General features: G+C 40.7%; 18 protein-coding genes. 15 read left to right on the top strand and 3 right to left on the bottom strand.

The features are described from left to right. Window positions 1-12: 12 nt before the first annotated feature. The gene (locus tag HUS61_RS03390) at window positions 13-2,382 is read right to left on the bottom strand and encodes an EAL domain-containing protein (RefSeq protein WP_175082173.1); all 2,370 of its coding nucleotides are present in this window, start codon (window positions 2,380-2,382) and stop codon (window positions 13-15) included. A 191-nt stretch (window positions 2,383-2,573) separates the two neighbouring features. On the opposite strand from HUS61_RS03390, the gene pyrC reads away from it, so the two are divergent. From pyrC to HUS61_RS03340, 10 genes are all read left to right on the top strand, one after another. Further along, window positions 2,574-3,620, top strand: a complete 1,047-nt coding sequence (gene pyrC, locus HUS61_RS03385; protein WP_175082174.1) for a dihydroorotase — start codon at window positions 2,574-2,576, stop codon at window positions 3,618-3,620. Window positions 3,621-3,960: 340 nt separating this feature from the next. Then, window positions 3,961-4,170 carry a cold-shock protein gene (locus HUS61_RS03380; RefSeq protein WP_036967526.1) on the top strand — a complete coding sequence of 70 codons (210 nt, stop codon included), beginning with the start codon at window positions 3,961-3,963 and terminating at the stop codon, window positions 4,168-4,170. 434 nt (window positions 4,171-4,604) lie between these two features. Continuing rightward, window positions 4,605-5,219 (top strand): response regulator transcription factor, encoded by a 615-nt coding sequence (locus HUS61_RS03375; protein WP_063705929.1) that lies wholly within the window; start codon window positions 4,605-4,607, stop codon window positions 5,217-5,219. Window positions 5,220-5,693: 474 nt separating this feature from the next. Further along, window positions 5,694-6,464: a DUF3450 domain-containing protein gene (locus HUS61_RS03370; RefSeq protein WP_062564205.1), complete on the top strand. Its 771-nt coding sequence runs from the start codon at window positions 5,694-5,696 to the stop codon at window positions 6,462-6,464. A 6-nt stretch (window positions 6,465-6,470) separates the two neighbouring features. Then, a complete protein-coding gene (locus tag HUS61_RS03365; RefSeq protein WP_054561743.1) occupies window positions 6,471-7,835 on the top strand; it encodes a MotA/TolQ/ExbB proton channel family protein in 1,365 nt (454 codons plus the stop codon). Continuing rightward, window positions 7,835-8,359 (top strand): MotA/TolQ/ExbB proton channel family protein, encoded by a 525-nt coding sequence (locus tag HUS61_RS03360; protein WP_054551558.1) that lies wholly within the window; start codon window positions 7,835-7,837, stop codon window positions 8,357-8,359. Before HUS61_RS03365 ends, HUS61_RS03360 begins: the two co-directional genes overlap by 1 nt. Before the next feature lie 14 nt (window positions 8,360-8,373). After that, window positions 8,374-8,778, top strand: coding sequence for a biopolymer transporter ExbD (locus HUS61_RS03355; RefSeq protein WP_054551557.1), 405 nt, complete (start codon window positions 8,374-8,376; stop codon window positions 8,776-8,778). Beyond that, on the top strand, window positions 8,778-9,395 hold the full coding sequence (locus tag HUS61_RS03350) for an energy transducer TonB (protein WP_054551556.1): 618 nt from the start codon (window positions 8,778-8,780) through the stop codon (window positions 9,393-9,395). The genes HUS61_RS03355 and HUS61_RS03350 overlap by 1 nt, the downstream gene beginning before the upstream one ends. 11 nt (window positions 9,396-9,406) lie before the next feature. After that, a complete protein-coding gene (locus HUS61_RS03345) occupies window positions 9,407-10,666 on the top strand; it encodes a tetratricopeptide repeat protein (protein ID WP_175079071.1) in 1,260 nt (419 codons plus the stop codon). Window positions 10,667-10,722: 56 nt separating this feature from the next. Continuing rightward, window positions 10,723-11,727: a hypothetical protein gene (locus HUS61_RS03340; RefSeq protein WP_175082175.1), complete on the top strand. Its 1,005-nt coding sequence runs from the start codon at window positions 10,723-10,725 to the stop codon at window positions 11,725-11,727. 14 nt (window positions 11,728-11,741) lie between these two features. Here HUS61_RS03340 and HUS61_RS03335 read toward each other — a convergent pair whose 3' ends face one another. Both HUS61_RS03335 and HUS61_RS03330 read right to left on the bottom strand, forming a co-directional pair. Further along, window positions 11,742-12,077 carry a TraR/DksA C4-type zinc finger protein gene (locus HUS61_RS03335; protein ID WP_054561739.1) on the bottom strand — a complete coding sequence of 112 codons (336 nt, stop codon included), beginning with the start codon at window positions 12,075-12,077 and terminating at the stop codon, window positions 11,742-11,744. A gap of 51 nt (window positions 12,078-12,128) precedes the next feature. Then, the gene (locus HUS61_RS03330; protein WP_175082176.1) at window positions 12,129-13,106 is read right to left on the bottom strand and encodes a tRNA-dihydrouridine synthase; all 978 of its coding nucleotides are present in this window, start codon (window positions 13,104-13,106) and stop codon (window positions 12,129-12,131) included. Window positions 13,107-13,279: 173 nt separating this feature from the next. Here HUS61_RS03330 and HUS61_RS03325 point away from each other — a divergent pair, with 173 nt between their 5' ends. The 5 genes from HUS61_RS03325 to apt all read left to right on the top strand — a co-directional run bounded on the left by HUS61_RS03325 (window position 13,280) and on the right by apt (window position 16,352). After that, on the top strand, window positions 13,280-13,768 hold the full coding sequence (locus HUS61_RS03325) for a hypothetical protein (protein ID WP_175082177.1): 489 nt from the start codon (window positions 13,280-13,282) through the stop codon (window positions 13,766-13,768). A gap of 54 nt (window positions 13,769-13,822) precedes the next feature. Further along, window positions 13,823-14,686 carry a DUF692 domain-containing protein gene (locus HUS61_RS03320; RefSeq protein WP_175082178.1) on the top strand — a complete coding sequence of 288 codons (864 nt, stop codon included), beginning with the start codon at window positions 13,823-13,825 and terminating at the stop codon, window positions 14,684-14,686. Further along, a complete protein-coding gene (locus HUS61_RS03315; RefSeq protein ID WP_282658898.1) occupies window positions 14,679-15,437 on the top strand; it encodes a DUF2063 domain-containing protein in 759 nt (252 codons plus the stop codon). Before HUS61_RS03320 ends, HUS61_RS03315 begins: the two co-directional genes overlap by 8 nt. An 85-nt stretch (window positions 15,438-15,522) precedes the next feature. Beyond that, a complete protein-coding gene (locus HUS61_RS21595; protein ID WP_254907726.1) occupies window positions 15,523-15,645 on the top strand; it encodes a hypothetical protein in 123 nt (40 codons plus the stop codon). 161 nt (window positions 15,646-15,806) lie between these two features. After that, window positions 15,807-16,352, top strand: a complete 546-nt coding sequence (gene apt, locus HUS61_RS03310; protein WP_054551549.1) for an adenine phosphoribosyltransferase — start codon at window positions 15,807-15,809, stop codon at window positions 16,350-16,352. The last annotated feature ends 1 nt before the right edge of the window (window position 16,353 follow it).

Below are 16,353 nucleotides of genomic sequence, written 5' to 3'. Positions count from 1 at the left end.
TTTATATTAGCATTATAGGCCGTGAGTGATGACTTTTTCTGCTTCACTGGCTGGCATGGGTTTCGCTTTTAAGAAGCCTTGACCAAACTTACATTGAGTTTGCTTTAAGATTGCCAATTGTTTTTCTGTTTCAATCCCTTCAGCAACAACATCGAGCTTTAACGATTGGGCTAACGATAAAATGGCATCAACCAAGGGGTTATGCGCTTTATTTAAATGATCGATAAAGCTTTTATCGATTTTTAAAATATGGATAGGTAATTGGTGTAAATAACCAAGCGCAGAGTAGCCAGTACCAAAGTCATCTAAACACAGTTTTACTTCAAGAGGCTCAAGGCCTTTTATGATTTTTGTAGCCAGCTCTAAATTACCAATAAGGCCAGACTCTGTGATTTCTAAGCATAGTGAGCCAAGTGGCAATTTATATTGTTTGTATAAGGAATGTATTTGCGCTACAAAATCTAGGCTCGCAAAATGACGTGATGATACATTCACGGTAATTCTGCCAAATGCTTTACCTTCACTCGTCCACTTTGCGATTTGCTTTGCAGCAAGCTCAAGCAAATGTAAATCTAGATTAATAATTTGGCCTGTGTCTTCTGCAACGGGAATAAAATCATTTGGCGAGACAAAGCCTTTACTTGGGTGGTGCCAGCGCACAAGTGCTTCAAAACCAACAACTTTTGTGTCTTGAATGGTAAAAATGGGCTGGTAGTAAAGCTCAAAATCGTCGTGCTCAATACCATGCTGTAAATCATTTTCTATATCCGCATGATTTTTAAGTTTTTTACGCATGGTATTGTTGAAAAACTTAACCTTACCACGGCCAGATGACTTAGCTTCATACATTGCTGCATCGGCATGTTGTAATAGCTTATAAGCTTGGTCGCGACTGCTTTCACAAAAGGCAACGCCTATACTGGTAGATGCTTGCAATAGGTGGCCGTCAATATTGAGAGGCTCTGATAGTACCTGTTGAATACGCTCTAGAGCATCATTAATTTGTTGTTTATCGGTGATGTTTTCCATAAAGATGGCAAACTCATCGCCCCCTAAACGGGCAAAAGTATCCGTATTGCGAATAGTACCTAAGATCAACTCACAGATTTTGACCAAAAAGTGGTCACCAACCTCATGACCTAATGAATCATTGATACTCTTAAATCGGTCAAAGTCTAGATAGAGCAGGGCGTGTTGATTGCGCTTATCAGCTCTTGCTAGGCGAAGGATCGCATGTTTGATGCGTTCAATTAACAATGAGCGATTGGCAAGGCCGGTTAATTCGTCGTGAAGAGCGCGGTGCTCAAGCTCTTGTCTTGATAATTGACGGTCTATCGCCATGCTAATTTGGCGGCTCACATACGTAAGTAAGGCACGATCATGTTCGTCATAGTGATAGCTTTTACTGTAACTTTGTACGGCAATGACACCGCTTATACGCTCATTTACTTTAAATGGCACACCTAGCCAAGACTCGGCCTGGCGACCAACCATTTTAAAATGGCCCGCATCAATGTGCTGTTGAAATTCTTCTTTCGTAAAAAGTAAGGACTGGTCGATATTTAATAAGTAATAAGATGCAGTATCTTTTAATTGTTCTTTTGATATTTTTTTATGCGCGTTAGAACGCACGCCTTCTTCGATAATGTACACCAAATCAAGCACATCGAGCTGCTTATCATACAGGCCAATGAAGAAGTTATCAGCCCTCAGTAAAGAGGTAATAATGCCGTGTAAAGATTCAAAGAAGCTATCTAGCTCGCTTGATTGATAGGTTAAGTTAGCAATTTGCAGCATCGAGCGTTCTAGCTTTTGCGCATCGTTTAACTGCATAACGGTTTGCTGTAAGTCTTCTACAGTACGAACTTGATTTATCTTGGCACTTAATAGGTGCGCCACTGTTGATAAAATCTCTAAATGCGCATCGTTGTAGTAATCTTTTTGCGGGTGCTCACAGTCAATGACACCCAGTACTTTTTCTTTGTAAACTAATGGTACGCAAAGCTCAGAAAGAGCAGGGCGAGAATCAGCGATATAACGTGGGTCTTCACTGACATCGCCAATCATTAACGGTTTACCAGTGCTTGCGACATAACCCGTAATACCTTGATCAAAGCTGATTTCTGTACGATCGATATGGTAAGTATCGTGGCTGCTTGCTGTGCCAATAGACGCCATTTCTTTGAGGGTGCGAGTTTTGTCATCGGCTAGATAAATAACACACTCTATAAAACCTAGGCGGCTTACCACTTCTGACGTGACATATTCTAACAATTCTTCAACCGTGTCTAACTGCATCACAGAGGATGAGAACTGATTAATAATATGTAGTTGGTCTGTTTTGACCTCAAGTGCAAAAGCAGCGTCTAAACTCTTAGGCATAGAATAAAAGGTAACCGAAATGTTGTATTAATTTATTACGTTAACCTACTATCAAACTATCCACAAAGTTATTTTCAAAAAAAACTGGAACTGGTGTAAACTAGGCACCTGAATATGAACTTGGGTAAATAAGCGAGGTTATTTGCTCAATGTTTACGCTATCCCCCTAACTTTAGCCGTGGAAACCAGCAATGTCAGATTTAAATTCGATGCAAACTCTAACAATTACACGCCCAGATGATTGGCACATTCATTTACGTGATGGCGAGCAACTCGTTGATACCGTTCGTGATGCTAGCCGTTACATGGGGCGCGCGATCATCATGCCGAACCTTGTTCCACCGGCAACCTGCACAGACACTGCTTTATCTTACTACGAGCGAATTAAAGCTGCGGGCCCACAAGGTAACTTTGAACCATTAATGGTGCTTTACCTAACAGATAAAACTACACCAGAAGAAATTAAAAAAGCTAAAGCAACAGGTAAAATTGTTGCTGCTAAGTTGTACCCGGCTGGTGCGACTACCAACTCAGATTCAGGTGTAACCTCAATCAAAAACATTTACCCTGTACTTGAGGCAATGCAAGAAGTAGGGATGTTACTGTTAGTACATGGTGAAGTAACCGATTCATCAATTGATATTTTTGACCGTGAGAAGGTATTTATAGAAACAATTCTAGCGGACGTGGTAAATGACTTCCCGAGTCTTAAAATTGTGCTTGAGCACATCACCACGAAAGATGCAGTAGAGTTTGTTAATAATGCACCAGAGAATGTTGCTGCAACAATTACTGCTCATCACCTTCTTTATAACCGTAATCATATGCTAGCAGGTGGTATTCGCCCGCATTATTACTGCTTACCTATTCTAAAGCGTAACATTCACCAGCAAGCGTTAATTGGTGCTGCAACAAGTGGTAGCAAAAAGTTCTTCTTAGGTACTGATTCTGCACCACATTACAAAGACAAAAAAGAAGCAGCCTGTGGTTGTGCAGGGGCTTATACTGCTCACGCAGCTATTGAGCTTTATGCTGAAGCGTTTGAAGAAGCAGGTGCTTTAGACAAGCTAGAAGGTTTCGCGAGCCACTTTGGCCCAGACTTCTACGGTATGCCTCGAAACCAAGATACCATTACATTGGTAAAAGAGAGCTGGACAGTACCAGCAAGCTATAAACTAGGTGATTCAGAAGTAGTGCCAATCAAAGCAGAGGCGCAAATGGATTGGCAAGTTAAATAAGTTTTAGCAAGCTACAAATTGAGAATTAAAAGCCCATCTATTTGATGGGCTTTTTTCATTGATAATTAATTGTTTATAAATAGTACTGTCATATATTTTTGTTTAGGCAGTTGACCTTAAAATTATTTTCGATTAATAGAGCTAAAAGCAATTTAATGTGTTAGTCTTAAATTGCTTTGAGTTTTTGCGTATTGAATTTACGGATAATGTGCGGCTGTACGGTTACCGGTTTGGTTATTGGTTCTTCCTGTACTTTACCCCAAGTTTTTTGGGCATTCACTCAGGGAGGATAGAGCCATTATGGCTGAATTTTAATAATTGACTTACAGGAAAATTTGGTATGTCAAACACGGTTACTGGTAAAGTTAAGTTCTTCAACGAAGCTAAAGGTTTCGGTTTTATTGAACAAGAAAATGGCCCTGATGTATTCGTACACTTCAGCGCTATCACAGGTACAGGCTTCCGCACTCTAAGCGAAGGTCAGCAAGTATCTTTCGGCATCAAACAAGGTCAAAAAGGCCCTGAAGCTGAGAACGTAGAAGTAGCATAATTAATTATGCGAACCTAAGCATTTTGGTGAAACAGTTTCTGTTTCACCAAAAATTCATTTTATCTCCTGCTAAACCCCAAGTTTTAACTCTCTATAAATAGTCATAAACTGTACCGAATTTATATTCCTCCAAAGGCATTGTTTAAGACTAAATTAATCAGCCAATAAGCTAGAACTTCGCATTCTATGCCCTAAAAGCTACTCTCCATAACTAAAGTATTATATGCTGTACCGATAGGATTTATTTAACATGACATCACCCGTTATGTTTAGTTTGTAGTTTTGATCGAACTCGAAAGTGAGCAGCTAAAAAAGTTTATAGTTATTTTTCACCAATCTAGAAATAACCCGCTAAACTTAAATTATCCACATGTGGAATAAATGCTGAGTAACTTATACTTGTTTGATGAAATATAATGAAGGTTTGCTAATCGATGAGCATAGGAAACAATATACTTTTGGTAGACGACCACCCGATGGTGGCAACAGCAATTAAAATGGTACTCGCTAAGTCTACATTAGTTAACGAAGTACAAGCTGTTGGAAGTCAAAAGGAAGCATTGCAGTTTTTAAAAAGTAATAATGTAGCGCTGGCAATTTTAGACATTGAGTTAGAAGACTCAGATGGCTTTAGTTTATATAAGCGCGCAGTCAGTAGTGGCTTTACTGGCAAAGTATTGTTTTTATCTGCTAAGCAAGACAAACACATTATTCGCACTGCAGCAAAGCTAGGTGCTCAAGGATTTGTTAACAAGGCCGAAAGCCTTGAAGATATCTCCTCTGCAGTTGAAATGATTTTGCGCGGCTATACTTTCTTTCCACAAGAGCACCTAATAGCGTCTGAAAAAGACATAGACGAGTTACTCACTGAACGTGAACTCGCAGTGATGAATTATCTACTACAAGGCTTATCAAACAAAGATATTGGTGAAAAACTTTTCATCAGTAATAAAACGGTAAGTACATACAAAGCGAAAATATTTGAAAAACTTGAAGTTGATTCAATTATCTCACTCGCTAAGCTAGTTAAAGACCGCGCCGTATTTTAACTCTCTCACCCGTAGCGGTGAGAGATTTCAACTCTCTCATTCTTGTGTTTAGTGTCTGATTTGGCTGCTTTTTGAGCGGTTAGATGTAGTGAGTGCATAAAAATTCTTCAAAACAGATTTTTTAGATGAACAAAGTGAATTTTTTTTTCATTTTTCTTCAGCACTTTCAGATTTCATAAAATGTTACATTTATGTTTAAGGTTGAACCTAATATGAATGCAATGTTCGCCAGTAAAGGGCTATAGAAGTACCACATGAATACCTCTGTTATATTTTTGTTAATTCGTTGTTTTGGTTATTTTCATCTCAACGACGAGTCACCAAATTTTTCCGATGAAAGCCGAACATCAAGTTGACAGACTCTGAAGCATTTAGCATTATTGGAGAGTTGATATCTATTAAAAGATATCAGGGTTGTCCTCTTCGGAGGATAATTAAATTATAAAAGTAACATTACTTAATTGGTTGGGAACTATGTCTGTTAAAATCAGAAAGAGTCTTGTAGCATCAGCGTTGGTTGGCGCTTTTGCATTTGCAAGCAGCAATGTGATTGCAGATCCTTTGAAAGATGTGCAAGATGCAGGTCAACAAATTCAAAAGGCTGCTGTTAAGTCTCAAACTAAAATTGACAATGTATATGGTCAAACTCAAGAGCTAATCGCTGAGTACCGTAGCATTGTTGACGAAACTGAGCTAATGAAGGTTTATAACGATCACGTAGCACGTTTGGTCGCTGACCAAAACGCTTCAATCGAATCGTTTGACCGTCAAATCGCAACTATCGATAACACGAAACAAAACGTTGTGCCTTTGATGTATCGCATGATCGATACGCTTGAGCAATTCATCAAAGCGGACGTTCCGTTCAATCTTGAAAACCGTCTTGCACGTGTTGAAAGACTTCGTGACATCATGGCGTCAGCATCAGTTACTACATCTGAAAAATTCCGCCAAGTTCTTGAAGCTTACACTGTTGAAACTGCATACAGCTCAGCTGTAACTGCTTCTCAAGGTACTCTTGAGATCGATGGTAAGAGCATCAACGTTGACTTCGGTCGTTTAGGTCGTATCACTTACGTAGCTCAGTCTTTTGACCTTAAGCACGCGTGGGTGTGGGATAACAACACTAAACAGTGGAAAGAATTAGGTGAAGAATACCTAAAACCTGTTAAAGAAGTTATCCGTATGGCGCGTAAACAAGCGACATTAGAACTTGTTAAACTACCAATCTTTGGCGCGGAGTAATCAATAATGAAGAAACTATTTAAAGGTTTTGCTGTTGCAGCAGTACTATCTGTTTCTGCAGGTACCGCGCTTAATGCACACGCAAACACTGATGCTTTAGACAAAATTCTTGAGCAAGTTAAGCAAGAACGTATCTCTGAAGGCAAATTAAATAAGCAACGTGAACAAGAGTTCCTTTCAGCTCGTGCTGACAAGCAAGCGTTACTTAACAAAGCTAAAAGCGACCTAGCTGCTGAAAAAGCACGTGGTGACCGTTTAGCTAAAGAATATGCTCAAAACGAAAATACTTTAGCTGAAAAAGAGCAAGCTCTTTTAAACGCTCAAGGTACATTAGGTGAGATGTTCGGTGTTGTACGTCGTGCAGCTGCTGATGCAATCGGTTCAATCGAAGCATCACTTGTTTCTGCTGAAAAACCAGGACGTGCTGAAGTACTTCGCTCACTAGCTGCTGCGAAAGAACTTCCAACTGTTCGTGAACTAGAAGAGCTTTGGATTTCTCTTCAAACTGAAATGACTGAGTCAGCTAAAGTTTCAACTTTCGAAACTGAAGTTGCAGGTCTTGACGGTTCATCTTCTGTGAAGAAAGTAACTCGTATCGGTAACTTCAACTTAGTAACTGACGACGGTTATTTAATCTACTCTCCAGAAACTAAAGCGATTCAACCTCTAGGTAAGCAACCTGATAGCTACATCTTAGCTGGTATCAGCGATTTAGAAGGTACTTCTGCAGATAACTATGCTGGCGTATACATCGACCCGACTCGTGGCGCGATCTTACGTATCAACACGCAGAAGAAATCACTAATGGAATACTACGAGCAAGGTGCTGAAGTAGGTTACATCATCACATTACTATTAATTGTTGGTCTACTTATCTTCATCGTTCGTTTCATTGATCTTGCGCTTACTAGCACTAAGATTAAGAGCCAGCTTAAAAACCTTTCTACTCCGAATACAAACAACCCACTGGGTCGTATTCTTAAGGTTTACGCTGACAACAAGAATCAAGACGTTGAAAACCTTGAGCTTAAACTTGACGAAGCAATCCTACGTGAAACGCCTCGCATCGAAGCTGGTATCAACATCATCAAGATCTTGGCAGCAATCGCTCCATTACTAGGTCTACTAGGTACGGTAATCGGTATGATCCTTACGTTCCAAACAATCACATTGTTCGGTACAGGTGATCCGAAGATCATGGCTGGTAATATCTCTCTAGCACTTGTTACTACAGCGTTAGGTCTAATTGCAGCTCTACCACTTATTCTACTTCACTCAATTGTTGCGGGTCGTAGTAAGTCGGTTCTACATGTCCTTGATGAGCAAAGCGCTGGTATCATCGCTGCTCACGCGGAGAAGGAGAAAGCCTAATGCTAGTCCTGATGGAGATCTGGGAATCTATCAGGGATTTTGTTGGCACAGGCGGCCAGGTATTATACGTGGTCGCGATAGCACTCTTTCTTATGTGGGTTTTAATGATTGAGCGCTATTGGTTCCTACTAGCTGAGTTTCCTCGTATGACGAAGAACATTGTAGCTCAGTGGGATGCCCGCCAAGACACTACGTCTTGGTACGCACACAGAATCCGTGAAGCATGGATTTCTGAAGCGTCTGAAAAATTAGATCAGCGTATGTTGTTGATTAAGACATTAGTAGCTGTTTGTCCTTTAATCGGCTTATTAGGTACTGTAACGGGTATGATCGCGGTTTTCGAAACCATGGCTACTCAAGGTACTGGTAACGCACGCTTAATGGCATCAGGTATTTCAATGGCAACAATCCCAACAATGGCTGGAATGGTTGCGGCACTATCTGGAGTATTCTTTAGCTCACGTCTTGAAGCGAGAGCGAGAATGGCGAAAGCTAAACTTGTAGATAGCATGCCTCATCACTAGAGAGAGAATTAAATATGGCACGTAAACAACGTTTTCGTGAAGAAGAAGAAGCAGCGGTTGACATGACGCCAATGCTTGACATCGTATTTATCATGCTTATTTTCTTTATCGTAACTACATCGTTCGTTAAAGAGGCTGGTATCGAAGTCAATAAACCTAAAGCAGCTGCAGCTACGAAGCAAAAAAATGCAAACATTTTTGTTGCTATCCGCGCTGACGGTGCGATCTGGATTGATAAACAACAAGTAGACGTTGAGCGTGTATCAGCTAAGCTTGAAAGTTTATTAGCAGAACAACCTACTGAAGTTGTAATTTTGCAAGCTGATAAAGAAGCAAAACACGGCGTAGTAGTTAAAGTTATGGACCAGATCAAAGCGACGGGTGATAACCTTAAAATTTCAATAGCTGGAGATCAGTAATGATTCGTTTTCTGTTTTCACTGATTGCAGGTGGGGCAGTTACTTTCGGCTTGTTCTACTTCATGGCGTACCTCATCTCCGGTGGAGCTGACCGTGCGACTGAACAAAAAGAACAGATCGTAGTCGAAATTATGACGAATCCGCCTGAATCTAAGGTGCAGGAGAGGAAGCGTGTTCCGCCTCCGCCTCCGCCACCGCCAAAGCAGCCGCCTAAGCCGCAGCCGCCTCAGCCGGAAAACAGCAACCCGAACACTGGTGGTTTGTCATTTAATATGCCAAGCATCGATGTGGGTAGCACAGCTGGTGGCCTAAGTGGTCCAGGTGCATTTGGACGTGATGGTGACGCGACACCTATCGTTCGTATTGAACCAAAATACCCTACGCAAGCAGCGCGTGATGGTAAAGAAGGTTGGGTACAACTTTCATTTACTATCAATGAAGTGGGTGGTGTAGAAGATGTTGAAGTGATCGACGCAGATCCTAAACGTATCTTCGACCGCGAAGCTAAACGTGCGCTACGTAAGTGGAAGTACCGTCCGAAAATCATCGATGGTAAACCACAGAAGCAATTTGGTCTTCAAGTACAATTAGACTTTAAACTTAACCAAGGCAACTAAGGAGGCGAGTAATGAGAAATTTATCTAAAGTAACTGCACTTGCGCTTCTTATGTCTCTATCAGGTGTAGCTTTCACTGCACCTGCTTTAGCGGCGCCAGATTACGCGAAGATTGAAGCGCGTAAAAAAGCAAAAACTAAAGTTATGGGCGAGCGCGTTGGTAAGAAAGTTATTAAAGCGTTTGACTTGTACAATGAAGATAAGCTTGATGAAGCGATTGCACTACTTAAAGAAATTGATCCTTCAGATGATTTCGATAAGGCAACAGTTGATCGTTACTTAGGTCAAATGTACGCTCAAAAAGAGCAGTACCAATTGGCTATTAAGCACATCTCAGCGGCAGTTAAACCTGACGTTTTAAACTTTGCTGACCAAGAGCAAGGCCTAAAACTTCTAGGTGATATGTACGCGGGTACTGAGCAATATGCAAAAGCAAAAGAAGCTTATGCATCTTGGATGGACTTCACAGGTGAGGAAGACGACAAAGTTTATACACGTATTGCGCAAGCAAACTACGAGTTAAAACTTTACAAAGACGTACTTCCTGCTGCAGACAAAGCAATCGAATTGGCAAAAGAACCAGCTAAAGCTTCTTACCAATTAAAGCTAGCTGCCTATTTTGAACTTAAACAGTACAAAAACATGGTAGAAGTAGCTGAAGAGATTGTTCGTGTTTGGCCTGAAGACAAAAAAGCCTGGGTTGGTTTAGGTAAATACTACCTACAAACCGAAGACTTCAAGAAAGGTCTTGCGACCATGGAAGTTGCCTATAAAAATGGCTATTTTGAAAACGAAGTTGAATACAAAGTACTTTCTAACTTCTATTCGTTAAATGATATTCCTTACAAAGCAGCAGTCGTGCTTGAAAAGGCAATCAACGAAGAAAAAGTTAAGCGTAACAAGCAAAATATCAGTGCAGTGGCATCTAACTACCACCGTTCTAAAGATATTGAAAAAGCAGCTAAATACTATGAAGAAGCGGCTAAATTTGATGACGATGCAGAGCTTTATCGCAAAGCTGGTTCATTACTTTTACAATCGCAAAACTATAGTGCAGCCGTTGTTCGTTTGAACAAGGCATTAGAGTTAGGTTCTGACAAAAAAGGAACTATCTACTCTGATTTAGCTGAAGCTTACTACTACCAAGAGAAGTACAAGCAAGCTTACAACGCTATCACTAAAGCAATGGATGATCCGCGCACGCGTCGTTTCGCGAAGAGCTGGTCAACCTTCATCAAAGATAAAGCCGCTCGTAACGGTGTAAAAATCTAATTGATGTTGTTTTAAACTAAAAAGCCCCTCTGGGGCTTTTTTTATGGAATTTTAAAATGCTAAGACAGATCGTATTATTAGTTGTCGCAAGTGTGATGCTGATAGCTTGCTCTGAGCAAACATCAGGTTTCAAAACATTTAGTGAAGGGCAGCAAGCGCTGCAAACTATTAATAATTTATTATCGACTCAAGAACAGCAAAGTGAAGCTGCTAGCTGGCCTTTCTCAGAAAGTTATTTGCAAGCGCGTCATCAAGCTTATCAAGGACTAAAAGCGACTAAGTTAGATGTGTCACAACAGGCGCAATTAAATTATTTAATTATTGCTGAGCGTTATCCTGAGCGTTACTTTGTATGGCCTGTACAACGTGATGTTATTAGCCAAGCTCGTTCATTAGATGACTACTCAGAAAATGCACTAGCTAACTGGCTAGAGTTAGTTGAAACACAGTTAATTGCAGCTGAGCAAAGCAATCTGAAATTAAATAAAATCGAATTAACGCTTTTACATAATATGGTCAAATCGTACCTTGATAATAGCGATGACAGTGTACAAGCAGCACTAAACAAACTTAATCAATATTTAACTCAGTATAAACCGCGTACAAAACTTGGTTTAGTTGGTTTGGCAAACGGTAAAGATTGGTATCAAAGTAAACTTAATTACTTTAGTGGTGAAACTAAGCCACCTTTAAATTGGTTAAGTGAGATACAGGCTTCGTTAAAGCAATCGCAGAGTGCAGATTTTGTATTACCTGTATCAGACTCTCACGCTAAACCATTAGTAATGAATTATTTTGTAGAAAATCATCAGCACACAGGCCTTGATTGGCAACTTGATTATCTCGACCCGCTCAAAAGTAAGCGTAAATTAACACAAGGCGAGCAATACTTCTGGCAAGTTATGATGGAAACTGACTTAGGTATTCATTATCACACGTGGAGTGAACAGCAAGCACGTGTTAACTTGATGAAGCGTTTAGGTGTAGATCAGCAGCAAGCTGATTGGTTAATTGAGGATATCGTGCTTTATCCTGCGATGAGCTTTATTTTTATAAATTAGTACAGCGCTGCGCTCTATGGAGCGCAACGTCGACAGCGTTGGCTTGCAGGATCTGCAAGTAAACGTTCGTCATCAATTTTTTCTTCACAATCACAGCAATAGCCATACTGCCCAATATCGATTTGGCATAGTGCTGCTTCTAACTTTTCTATTCGAGCAATCAATATTTGATACTCAGAACCGAGATTATTTGCTGTCAGCTCTAACCAGTCTGAAGGGGGATTATCCTTGAGTTGCGATAGCAGTTGCTGATGATAAGCTTGATCAGAATTAGCCAGCATATCGAGTAAACGTTGTCTAACCTGCGCAAGTTCCGCAGATAACTTTGTTTGAATTTCAGTATTGTTCATCGCTTTTCTTCCAAGTGGGCAATACTAGTATTATCAAACAAAATCGATTGGCTAATTATGATTTGTATCAATACTCGGCGCTTTCGCGTACTTTCTTAGTACATCTGCAACTTCATCTTTGGCTTTTAGGCGGCGGATCTCATCAAAAAGTGTGTTAGCTTGTGGGTATTGGCGTTTTAAATAGCCGAGCCACTGCTTAGTACGAGAAGCAAAATACTTTTCACATTTGCTCTCGTCTTGATGCATAGATGAATGAATAATGTGGTATATCACATGCTCCCATAACATCGGAGTGTAATGCTCGTTTTCTGCATGAGATTTTATTTGTTTTGCTAAATCAGGCATCGCTAATGCACCACGACCAAGCATTAGGTCTTGGCAATGACTGCGCTTTTGACAAAGCATGGCATCTTCAACTTGCCAAATTTCGCCGTTAGCAACGACCGAAATATTTTTATCTTTGATCAATGGGGGGATTTTTTCCCAATATGCCGGTGGGTTGTAACCATCTCTTTTAGTTCTGGCATGAATAGCAAGACTTGAAGCACCCGCGCTAACAACAGCATCAACAATTTCTTGGCTATTACTATCATCATCAAAACCAAGCCTAATTTTGGCACTAACTTCATGGCAAGGATCAACAGCATCACGCACGGCCTTAATAATTTCGTACATGTGCTCAGGGTCTTTTAACAGTACCGCACCACCTTTACTTTTGTTCACTGTTTTAGCAGGGCAACCAAAATTTAAGTCGATGCCATGGGAGCCTAGGCGTATTGCTTTAACAGCATTTGCTGCCAAAGCATCGGCAACTTGACCTAATAATTGAATACGCACTGGCGTACCTGCACGGGTATAGCCACCTGTTTTCAGCTCCGGACAATAACGATGAAATACGCGTTCGGGCAGTGTGTCTTCAACGACACGAACAAACTCTGTTACGCATAAATCAAATCCACCTAAATCAGTTAGGAGTTGTCGCATTTTAAAATCCACAACGCCTTCCATCGGTGCTAAAACTAGTCGCATGATACCTGTTAACTCATCAAAAATTAGGACGCGTATTCTAGCTGTTCTGGATTGTTTTATAAATCGTAATTTGCATTCTGGGTAGTTTCAGAAAATAATTATAAAAATTTTGAAAGTAATTTTTAGTTCTCGGGTCTTGTTTAATAACCCTTTATAAAAAAGAGAGTCATCGAATGAACACAGTTAAGAAAAATTCAATTGCATTAACATTAGGTGCGGTTGTCGTAGGTGCGTCAAGTTTTGCAGCCACTGATGCCAGTGCAAACCCATTTGAATTTCAGCAAATGCAAGCAGGCTATCAACTAGATGCCGCAGAAGGTAAATGTGGTGAAGGTAAATGCGGCGGCGATAAAAAAGCTGAAAAAGAAGGCAAGTGCGGCGAAGGTAAATGCGGCGCAGACAAAAAATCAGCTAAAGAAGGCAAGTGCGGCGAAGGTAAATGTGGCGCAGACAAAAAAGCAGCTAAAGAAGGCAAGTGCGGCGAAGGTAAATGTGGCGCGGACAAAAAAGCAGCTAAAGAAGGCAAGTGCGGCGAAGGTAAATGTGGCGCAGACAAAAAAGCAGCTAAAGAAGGAAAGTGCGGCGAAGGTAAATGTGGCGCAGACAAAAAGAAAGCTAAAGAAGGTAAGTGTGGCGAAGGTAAATGTGGTTCTAACCACTAAGCGCTCATTTAGCTTTTAAAAGGGCCGTAAAGGCCCTTTTTAGTAGGAGGTAGTATGTTAAAAGAATCAGTAGCTGATTTTGGGCAGGTTGGTTTAGGTTTGCGCCGAGAAATGCTTGATGAAATGCTCATTGATGTTCCAAAACCCATTGAGTTTTTAGAAGTTGCACCAGAAAATTGGCTCAAGCTAGGCGGGCGTTTTGGTAAACAGTTTAAACAGCTTACCGAACAACATGCCTTTGTATGCCATGGTTTATCGTTGTCGATTGGCTCACCTGCAGCACTTGATATTGACTTTGTGCAATCGCTAAAAGCTTTCTTTAAAGAGCATAATATTCGTTTATTCAGCGAACACTTAAGCTACTGCTCGGGCGAAGGGCATATGTACGATTTAATGCCTATTCCGTTTACTGAAGATGCAATTAAACATGTGGCCTCTCGTATTATGCAAGTACAAGATATTCTAGAGCAGCCAATTGCCATCGAAAATGTCTCTTACTATGGCGCGCCCGGCCAGCAAATGACAGAACTTGAATTTACCAATGCCGTTTTAGAAGAAGCGGATTGTAAACTACTGCTCGACGTGAATAACATTTACGTTAATTCGATTAATCATGGTTACGACGCTGAGCAATTCCTAGCGGCGTTACCAACAAAACGTATTGCCTATGGGCATGTTGCGGGCCACTACACTGAGGCAGAAGATTTACTGGTTGATACCCACGGTGCGCCAGTTATCGATCCTGTTTGGCAATTACTTGAAAAAGCTTATGAAGTTCATGGGGTATTTCCCACCTTGTTAGAGCGTGATTTTAATATTCCGCCGATGAGTGAGTTGTTAACCGAGCTAAAAACCATTGAAGCACTGCAGCAAACAGCGAGCAAGCAAAACCAAGCCAGGGTGAAACACAGTGCCTGAACATTTTACTCAAGTACAGCAAGCGTTTATGGCGCATATCCGCGACCCTCAGCAACATGCTAAGCCTAGTGATGTTGAAGAGCGCCGGATGGCGATTTACCGAGACTTATTTTTTAACAATGTGGATGGCTTTGTTAGCTCTGCGTATCCAGTACTAAAAAGTTTATATTCAGAGCAAGCTTGGTATAGCCTCGTTAGGCAGTTTTTTAGCCAGCATGATTGTAAATCTCCTTATTTTTTAGATATTGCAGGGGAGTTTTTGACCTTTCTTGCTAATGACTATGAAGTGCAAAGTGATGATCCCGCGTTTATGTTAGAACTAGCGCACTATGAATGGGTTGAGCTTGATGTATCGGTTGCTCAAGAGGTGGCAGAAGAAGTGAGCTTATCGGCTCATCAAGTGACAAGCTCTGCATTATTCTTAAGTTCACTTGCGCGTAACTTGAGTTACAGTTTTCCTGTTCATACCATCAGTGCAGATAATCAACCAAGTGAACCGGCAGCACAACCAAGTTACTTTGTGGTTTATCGTGATAGCGATGACGAAGTACAATTTTTATCGACAAATGCGATGACCGCATTACTTCTTAATATCATAGAATCTCAGCCGGGTGCAGATTTAAATGATGTATGCCAAGCAGTTGCAGAGCATGCGCCTCAATTTAGCCAAGAGCAGCTGTATCAGGGAGCGCTCAATACCTTAAGTGCCATGGCAGAGCGCGGCATTGTGGTGACTAATACATTGGTTTAAAAATCGGCTAAAGCTCTTTATTGATGAGGGCAGTTCGACTATTATGTGCGCCTTATTTTGTCGTGCTTAAATAAAGGTAGTAACTATGTCGAATGATAAAGACTTTAAAGATCCGTTCAATGCAACTTATTTCATTGCGTTTTTAGCTGTATTCGGTGGCATTGGCTGTCTAAACGCTATTCTTGGTTGGATCACTTCTTTATCTTAATCTGCGTAAGCAAATTTAAGACAATAGGCTGCATAATGCAGCCTTTTTTATAGTTGATATTTCTTGTTAAGTGATTAATTTCGAAACTTGCTACCGACTTTCCCCTAAGGTGATGTTATACTCTCGAGCTTTGTTAGATAAACTTTTTGAGCAGTATAATTATGACTCAAGCAACTTCAACGCTCATCAAACAGAGCATTGCAACGATCGCTGATTACCCAAAGCCGGGCATTATGTTCCGCGACGTAACAACTTTAATGGCTAATGCTGACGCATTTAAAGCAACTATCGACAGCTTTATCGCAGCATATAAAGACCAAGGTTTTACAAAAATCATCGGTACTGAATCTCGTGGCTTTATCTTTGGTGCACCACTTTCTTATGCACTAGGTATTCCATTCATTCCAGTTCGTAAACCAGGCAAACTTCCTCGCGAAGTGATTTCACAAAGTTACCAATTAGAGTATGGTGAAGATATTCTTGAGCTTCATACAGACGCAATTGTCCCTGGCGATAAAGTGTTACTGGTAGATGACTTACTAGCGACAGGTGGCACAATCGAAGCAACTGCAAAATTAGTTGCTAAACTAGGCGGTAACGCAACTGATGCAGCATTTGTTGTTTCTTTACCTGAGCTTGGTGGTGAACAACGAGTTGCTGATATGGGCATCAAAATCTTAAAGTTGGTTGAATTCGAAGGCGAATAAT

It is taken from the genome of Pseudoalteromonas sp. 0802 (assembly GCF_013350085.1).
GTDB lineage: Bacteria > Pseudomonadota > Gammaproteobacteria > Enterobacterales > Alteromonadaceae > Pseudoalteromonas.
Note: the sequence above shows the minus strand (reverse complement) of the source record. Positions and strands in the feature narration are given on the sequence as shown.

Excerpts from the sequence above, each read along its gene's own strand:
- HUS61_RS03390 (WP_175082173.1), bottom strand. The coding sequence starts at position 2,382 with ATGCCTAAGAGTTTAGACGCTGCTTTTGCACTTGAGGTCAAAACAGAC.
- HUS61_RS03325 (WP_175082177.1), top strand. The coding sequence starts at position 13,280 with ATGAACACAGTTAAGAAAAATTCAATTGCATTAACATTAGGTGCGGTT.
- HUS61_RS03360 (WP_054551558.1), top strand. The coding sequence starts at position 7,835 with ATGCTAGTCCTGATGGAGATCTGGGAATCTATCAGGGATTTTGTTGGC.
- apt (WP_054551549.1), top strand. The coding sequence starts at position 15,807 with ATGACTCAAGCAACTTCAACGCTCATCAAACAGAGCATTGCAACGATC.
- HUS61_RS03350 (WP_054551556.1), top strand. The coding sequence starts at position 8,778 with ATGATTCGTTTTCTGTTTTCACTGATTGCAGGTGGGGCAGTTACTTTC.
- HUS61_RS03365 (WP_054561743.1), top strand. The coding sequence starts at position 6,471 with ATGAAGAAACTATTTAAAGGTTTTGCTGTTGCAGCAGTACTATCTGTT.
- HUS61_RS03320 (WP_175082178.1), top strand. The coding sequence starts at position 13,823 with ATGTTAAAAGAATCAGTAGCTGATTTTGGGCAGGTTGGTTTAGGTTTG.
- HUS61_RS21595 (WP_254907726.1), top strand. The coding sequence starts at position 15,523 with ATGTCGAATGATAAAGACTTTAAAGATCCGTTCAATGCAACTTATTTC.
- HUS61_RS03375 (WP_063705929.1), top strand. The coding sequence starts at position 4,605 with ATGAGCATAGGAAACAATATACTTTTGGTAGACGACCACCCGATGGTG.
- HUS61_RS03345 (WP_175079071.1), top strand. The coding sequence starts at position 9,407 with ATGAGAAATTTATCTAAAGTAACTGCACTTGCGCTTCTTATGTCTCTA.
- HUS61_RS03330 (WP_175082176.1), bottom strand. The coding sequence starts at position 13,106 with ATGCGACTAGTTTTAGCACCGATGGAAGGCGTTGTGGATTTTAAAATG.
- HUS61_RS03335 (WP_054561739.1), bottom strand. The coding sequence starts at position 12,077 with ATGAACAATACTGAAATTCAAACAAAGTTATCTGCGGAACTTGCGCAG.
- HUS61_RS03380 (WP_036967526.1), top strand. The coding sequence starts at position 3,961 with ATGTCAAACACGGTTACTGGTAAAGTTAAGTTCTTCAACGAAGCTAAA.
- HUS61_RS03340 (WP_175082175.1), top strand. The coding sequence starts at position 10,723 with ATGCTAAGACAGATCGTATTATTAGTTGTCGCAAGTGTGATGCTGATA.
- HUS61_RS03370 (WP_062564205.1), top strand. The coding sequence starts at position 5,694 with ATGTCTGTTAAAATCAGAAAGAGTCTTGTAGCATCAGCGTTGGTTGGC.
- HUS61_RS03355 (WP_054551557.1), top strand. The coding sequence starts at position 8,374 with ATGGCACGTAAACAACGTTTTCGTGAAGAAGAAGAAGCAGCGGTTGAC.
- pyrC (WP_175082174.1), top strand. The coding sequence starts at position 2,574 with ATGTCAGATTTAAATTCGATGCAAACTCTAACAATTACACGCCCAGAT.